Annotated in this window: 6 protein-coding genes; 2 read left to right on the top strand and 4 right to left on the bottom strand. The window is 47.6% G+C overall.

Annotation, left to right across the window (positions count from 1 at the left end):
• Positions 1-71 precede the first annotated feature (71 nt).
• Positions 72-1,171 (bottom strand): IS3 family transposase gene (locus B5X72_RS06505; RefSeq protein WP_139378560.1). Its coding sequence is split into 2 segments (ribosomal slippage): positions 72-919 and positions 919-1,171, totalling 1,101 coding nucleotides; the frame shifts between segments, so codons are not numbered across the junction.
• A 344-nt stretch (positions 1,172-1,515) separates the two neighbouring features.
• Positions 1,516-2,223, bottom strand: coding sequence for a tetratricopeptide repeat protein (locus tag B5X72_RS06500; RefSeq protein WP_217698098.1), 708 nt, complete (start codon positions 2,221-2,223; stop codon positions 1,516-1,518).
• A 359-nt stretch (positions 2,224-2,582) separates the two neighbouring features.
• Between B5X72_RS06500 and B5X72_RS06495 the strand changes: the two genes are divergently transcribed.
• Positions 2,583-3,944: a Gfo/Idh/MocA family protein gene (locus tag B5X72_RS06495; protein ID WP_079715986.1), complete on the top strand. Its 1,362-nt coding sequence runs from the start codon at positions 2,583-2,585 to the stop codon at positions 3,942-3,944.
• 17 nt (positions 3,945-3,961) lie between these two features.
• On the opposite strand, the gene B5X72_RS06490 is transcribed toward B5X72_RS06495, so the two are convergent.
• On the bottom strand, positions 3,962-4,522 hold the full coding sequence (locus B5X72_RS06490; protein ID WP_079715985.1) for a DUF6266 family protein: 561 nt from the start codon (positions 4,520-4,522) through the stop codon (positions 3,962-3,964).
• A gap of 12 nt (positions 4,523-4,534) precedes the next feature.
• Complete coding sequence (locus B5X72_RS06485; protein ID WP_079715984.1) at positions 4,535-5,179, bottom strand: DUF6266 family protein; 645 nt, start codon at positions 5,177-5,179, stop codon at positions 4,535-4,537.
• 353 nt (positions 5,180-5,532) lie between these two features.
• On the opposite strand from B5X72_RS06485, the gene B5X72_RS06480 reads away from it, so the two are divergent.
• Positions 5,533-6,135, top strand: coding sequence for a DedA family protein (locus B5X72_RS06480; RefSeq protein WP_079715983.1), 603 nt, complete (start codon positions 5,533-5,535; stop codon positions 6,133-6,135).
• Positions 6,136-6,146 lie beyond the last annotated feature (11 nt).

Here is a 6,146-nt window from a genome sequence, read left to right as displayed (position 1 = left end):
TGTCGGCTTCCCCCAATTAAGACTGCGTAATTTTACAAAATTCTCATCAAATTAACCTAAACCTAACTGCCCTAACACGCCTGTTTATCGCCTTCAAAAGCCGAAAGAGTAGCATATTCCGTTGGCGACATATTACCCAGGCTGTCGTGCGGTCTGTGATTGTTGTAGTCATCCATCCATTGCCAGGTAATTTCCCTCACTTCATCCAGGGTGTCAAACAGGTAACAGTCCAGCACATTATCGCGGTAGGTCCCGTTCAATCTTTCCACAAAACCGTTCTGCGTGGGCTTGCCGGGCTGAATGTAGATAAACTCAATGCCGTTGACCATACTCCATTCCGTTAAAAGCTGGGATATGAACTCCGGGCCGTTGTCCATCCTGATTTTCCCCGGCTTACCCCTGCGTTTGATCAGGTGGTTCAATACCCAGACGACCCGGGAACTGCGCAGGGAATAGTCCACTTCGATATGCAGCGCTTCCCTGTTGAAATCATCCATTACGTTGAAAGAACGGAACCGTCGGCCATTGCTTAGTGCGTCGCTCATAAAGTCCATAGACCAGGTGTCGTTGGGCGATATGGGTTTAACAAGCGGCTGCTTTATCCTTTGCGGCAACCGCCGCTTTGCTTTCCTCCTGATGTTCAGTCCAATGAGCCTGTATACCCGGTGGACGCGCTTGTGGTTCCAGCAATGGCCCTCCCGGCGTAATCTCCTGAACGCTTTCCAGAAACCTTCACGCGGGAAATCCTCCGCTTTCTGACGTAGGGCTGATTCCACATCGCTATCGTCACGTATACTGTTATAATAGTAACACGTCTTGCTCAATCCCAACACCCGGCACGCCCTGCTGATGCCTTTCCCTGACTCCATCAATTCCTGGGCAATCTGTTTTTTCTGGCAGGGCTTCAAAGCTTTTTTGCAATCACTTCCCTGGCCGCCTCTAAATCCAGGGCAAGCTCTGCATACATACGCTTAAGCTTACGGTTTTCTTCCTCAAGTTCTTTCACACGTTTCAGCTCGCTGCCGTCAAGCCCGCCGTATCGCTGCCGCCATTTGTAAAATGAGGCGGCACTAACACCATGTTCTCGCGTGAGTTCCTGAACGCTTTTTCCTGCCTCGAACTCCTTAAGGATCCTGCTGATCTGCTCCGGTTTGAATCGTTTCCCTTTCATAATACACCGTTAAAGTTATCAATCATTTTTCTATTCTCTAACAGTCTTTTTTTCAGGGAAGCTTACAGTCTGTGTGACTGTTTTATATGTTGGAAACCCTCAAACCGTTCGTATAAATGAAAATCGCTGTTTGTCATTTTTCCAATGATAACACCAGTTGTGCTAAACCCAGCTGTCATTAGATGTACAGGTATGGAATTTGTTTTCTTTGTCATTGTCCAATCTCCAGTCCCAAATTTAAGATAAATGTTTCTTAGACCTGTCAGGTTTAAATACGGCGCTAGGAACGCTACCGCGGTAAACGCCTCCTCTCGTAAACCGTTTTATCTTTTACAGCCTCGTCTTTATTGATGTAACCCATGCTGATCCCATCTGACTTGGTAAGGATAACGTTCGTAGATAACGTTATCCTCAGTTATGGTATACCCGTCACTTCTGTCGAATTTGGCTTCTTCAAGTATAGCAGAAGCCTCTTCGGTTTTGCCAAGATGAGCTAATGAAATGGCCTTGTAGTACTTCACATCAGAAAACCGGTGGTAATTGTTTAAGGCGCGATCAAACGCTTCCACAGCGGATTCATATTTTCTTTGTTCATACAGTGAAATACCGTAATAAAAGAGTTCAAGGTGGTGAACCCATTCCTCGCCTCTTTCTTTCTGCATTTGATCTATTTCTTCCTTGAATAGAGCCTCCGCGTTCTGGAACTCATTCAGTTGTAATAGGCTAAGTGCAATGTAAAACCGATATGAGTGATCCATCACATGGCTATTTCCATCGTAGCTCATGCATTCTTCAAAATCAGCAATCGCAGCCCTATAGGTTTTAGCGAAAATACATTTGATGAATGCCCTGTAACTCAGCCAACTGGACCTATCATAATACACCGCTTTGTCCAGATACTGCATTCCCAATTCATACTTGCCCTGCTTAAAGAGTGGCATGGCCTTTTGTTGCCACAAGTAAGCGATTGTCGAATCTTCCTGTAGGCCCATGTCGATGTACTTTTGCCATTCTTTGGAATAATAACTGTATTGTCTTGCACTATCTAGCAAATATTTCTTAATTATACCTTGCTGTTTGTGCAGGTCGATATTCAATGCGACAGAATGATCAGTTGGATTTTGACAACCCACAAGAAAATATATTAAACTTAATAAGTATAATATATTCCTGATTACTACTACAACTTGGCGATAATAAAATACGGATATACACATCTTACTAAAAAGAAATTTAGCTAATATACGATCCATAAAGGAGAACCGAGCGGTATTTTCCGCGGCTGCATAAAAAGTCTCCTATTTTGAGTTGCAATTCCAAACATGGGTATAGCAGAAATCGGCGAAAAACATTATTTTAGCCTACGGAAGATATGGGGCTCGGCCCTATCATAGAACGTAACCAATAAATTATGACCAATTTTAAGCTGAACCGTCGAAAATTCATTCAAGGTGCCAACGCTGTTTTAGCATTGGCTGCCCTACAGGCTAAAGGAGGCCCCTTTGCAAATACACCCAACAAACTGCGGGTGGGTTTAATCGGCGCCGGTTGGTATGGGAAAAGCGACCTGTTCAGACTCATTCAGGTAAGTGACGTTGACGTCGTTGCCGTGTGCGATGTAGACCGCAATCACCTGGAGGAGGCAGGCCGGCTCATTAGTGAACGGCAAGCCTCCAGGAAGGTTCCGGCAATGTATAGTGATTATAGGAAGATGCTGGCCGATCATCCATTGGATCTCGTGCTCATCGGTACCCCGGATCACTGGCATGCCCGGCAGGCGATTGACGCCATGATGGCCGGAGCGCACCTTTATTTACAAAAGCCGGTTAGCGTCGATGTACTCGAAGGGGAAGCTATACTTGCCGCCGCACGGAAGTACAATAGAAAAGTACAGGTAGGTACACAACGGAGAAGCACGCCACATCTGATTGACGCCAAAGAAAATGTGATCGACAAAGGCTTGCTCGGCAACGTATCACACGTGGAGCTATGCTGCTATTATCATATGCGGAAGGATGGGAACCCCCCATTGGCTCCGGTACCCGAATTTCTCGACTATGAAATGTGGACCGGCCCAGCGCCCCTACGTCCATACGATGGATTGCCGCACGGCAGTTGGTGGCGGACTTTTATGGAATACGGGAACGGAATCACCGGCGATATGTGTATCCATATGTTTGACACGGTGCGCTGGTTGCTGCAACTTGACTGGCCGAAGCGGATCAGTGCAACCGGGGGGATTTACGTTCAGAAAGGCGGGAAGTCGACCATTGCCGACACCCAGACGGCGGTTTTTGAATACGACGAGCTCAACTGTATATGGCAGCATCGCACATGGGGCACTCCGGCTGATCCTGAATATCCGTGGGCATTTATTATTTATGGAGATAAAGGTACCCTGAAGGGGAGTGTGATGAAGTACGAGTTTATTCCTGCCGGCCAAGGCGACCGGATTGCCAAAGATGTGGTTTACGAGCGGGACGAATTTCCGGAAGACATAGACGAGCCCCGGATTGAACTGCATACAGCACCGGCCACGCGGCGGCATATGCAGGATCTCCTTTCAGCTATTCAACATGATCGTTTGCCCGTCGCGGATATCGAGGAAGGGCACATATCAACGGCCAGTTGTATATTGGCCAACCTGTCGATGCAATTAAACCGCCCACTGGTCTATGATCCGCAAACGAAAGTATGCCTGGACGACCCCGAGGCCACTGCGTTATTGCGGCGGTCTTACCGGAAGCCCTGGCAACATCCTTATACGACGTAGTTTATACCCCTGTCCCGTCATGGTCCCAACTGCCCGATGTACACATTTTTACTGTATTGTTTTTTGCTTGCGCTGTGTGCGAACAGGTAAACGTGGAAGGGCGCCGACCACAATTGAGGCGGCAAGTCAACCTTGATATACCCCTCATTACGGTTGCAAACGTGTGTGTTGCGAGCCGCGACACCTCGTCCGGGATTGTATACCACCAACACCACCTCGTCGGTGGCCCGGGCTAAGGGGGTGTCTTTGCTGGAAAAATAAACCTCCAGTGTCTGCTCACTGTGTACGGCCTCCCTAACCAACAGCCCGGGAAGTATGCCCATGCTGATATCCACCCGGTCGGGGATAACGTGCTGGTCGGGATAATCGCCCTCCAGTGCATCCTGCATCAATTTTTTGAGCGCCTGGCCGAAAGCTTTCTTTTTGCTGCCCCGGCCTCTGCTCAACCAGCTTTCAGCGATGACCGGGCGTAAGGGGTTGAGGAATGCCATGGCCAAGCGCATCCGCTGTTGAACGGCAAGCTTTCCATAGGATTTATCCGACTTTTTGGGGACGTTGCGATCGTAAAGAAGATCCATATCGGCTGGTTTTTAAGGTTTGCTTGACGAAAGGGGGATGTACACGGTCGGGGAGGCCCGCTTCTGGCGTTTGTCCACGAAGAACAGCCAGGTGTGCAGCTCCGTACCGTTATTGCCACTGAGATCGACGGTTGCCATACCGTCTTGCCTGATCTGCTCCGCCGTACTCCCAAAAAATCGGTCAGTTTCTGGGCAATACACCAATGCGTAGGCCACATCATCCATTTCACCGCCCATGCCATAGGTTTTTGTATGCCAAGTGACCGTGACCTGGTCATTTTCGCGCCACGCCTTTTCAGCGCCGGCGGTGCACAGTGATCCATGGCTGAACTGCATGGCTTTATAGTTTAACGACGTATGCTCGCCATCCACAAGGAAGGCGTGATCATAATTCAGACTAAATGCCGCGTTTACTCCCGTGGTCTTCGTTAAGAGCGGTTTCAGGCTGATTTCCAGTATCTGGGAAAGTGGTCTCAGAAAATCGTTAAGTAGCTTAAACCGCTGTTGCTGGATCGCCTGTTCGGGCGAAGGCTTTCGCTTGGCGCTTTTCTTCAGTTGCAACCCTTTGATGTAGCTAATCTTTTTCCAACTGCTTCCTATCACACTGCCCGCTTTGCCTTTGAATGGTCCGTTGATGCCTTTTTTGATGATGCCCATAGCTTCAATGTAAAAATGTCGTCCATGCGGGGATAATGAACATGGCTTTTACACGGTAAGTATACGCAATTCTATCTGTTTGGCCAAATAATACGTGGTAAAAGTTAAATAGAAATTGGTTGAATTTTACTTAAAATCATTAGAATAACATAAAAAGAACCTATTTTTATCGTATAAAATACGATGAAAATACGATGACTTTACGATGAAAATACGATGAAATGTAAAATACATATAGGTTTAAAATAGGTGGCTATAAAATTTTAAGGTGTAAATTGTGTGGATACATGCGTACGCATTAGCGGTAATTTTGTCCGCTGGTTTTGCCGGGATTCTTTATCTTTAACGGCAAGATGTTTGACGTCGAGGCTTTGATTCAATTCGGTGGGTTACTGCTCATTCTCCTGGCAATCTACGGGCAAATTGGGCTTTTTTTCTGTTTTTTCGTACCGAGCGGCGCGTTCGTTTTTATGGCGGGCGTATTGATCGCCAATGGACTGTTTGAGCATAGCCTTTTCACGCTATGCAGTTTAGGTGTTCTCGCTGCGTTATTGGGCAACATGACGGGTTATGTCATCGGTTATAAGGCCGGTCCGCTGGTATACCGCAGGCCGGATTCCAGATTTTTCAAAAGGCAGCACTTATCGGCGGCCGAAAAGTTTTATAAAAAATACGGCGCGTTCGCTTTGTCCATCGGCATATTCTTTCCGTTGATCCGGACCTTCGGACCAATCGTTGCCGGCATCGTCAGGCTCAAGTTCAGTCGCGTCATCGCCTTCGCCTTGATGGGATCGGTGGGATGGATTCTCGCTTTCGCGTTTGCCGGTTATCTCATCGGAAGCATGCCGTTTTTGCGGCCCTACCTTCACTATCTGGTCGTCGCCATCATTGTTGTCGTTACGGTGCCGGTGGTCATCAAAATCGTCGGGAAATACCGGTCAACGTATACAAAGTAAAAAAATACCCC

Origin of the sequence: Parapedobacter luteus, from assembly GCF_900168055.1 — a bacterium.
In the GTDB taxonomy this organism is placed as follows: domain Bacteria; phylum Bacteroidota; class Bacteroidia; order Sphingobacteriales; family Sphingobacteriaceae; genus Parapedobacter; species Parapedobacter luteus.
This window is presented reverse-complemented; position numbering and strand designations above follow the sequence as displayed.

Bases quoted from the DNA above. Each gene is read 5' to 3' on its own strand.
- B5X72_RS06495 (WP_079715986.1), top strand. From the start codon at position 2,583: ATGACCAATTTTAAGCTGAACCGTCGAAAATTCATTCAAGGTGCCAAC.
- B5X72_RS06490 (WP_079715985.1), bottom strand. From the start codon at position 4,522: ATGGATCTTCTTTACGATCGCAACGTCCCCAAAAAGTCGGATAAATCC.
- B5X72_RS06485 (WP_079715984.1), bottom strand. From the start codon at position 5,179: ATGGGCATCATCAAAAAAGGCATCAACGGACCATTCAAAGGCAAAGCG.
- B5X72_RS06480 (WP_079715983.1), top strand. From the start codon at position 5,533: ATGTTTGACGTCGAGGCTTTGATTCAATTCGGTGGGTTACTGCTCATT.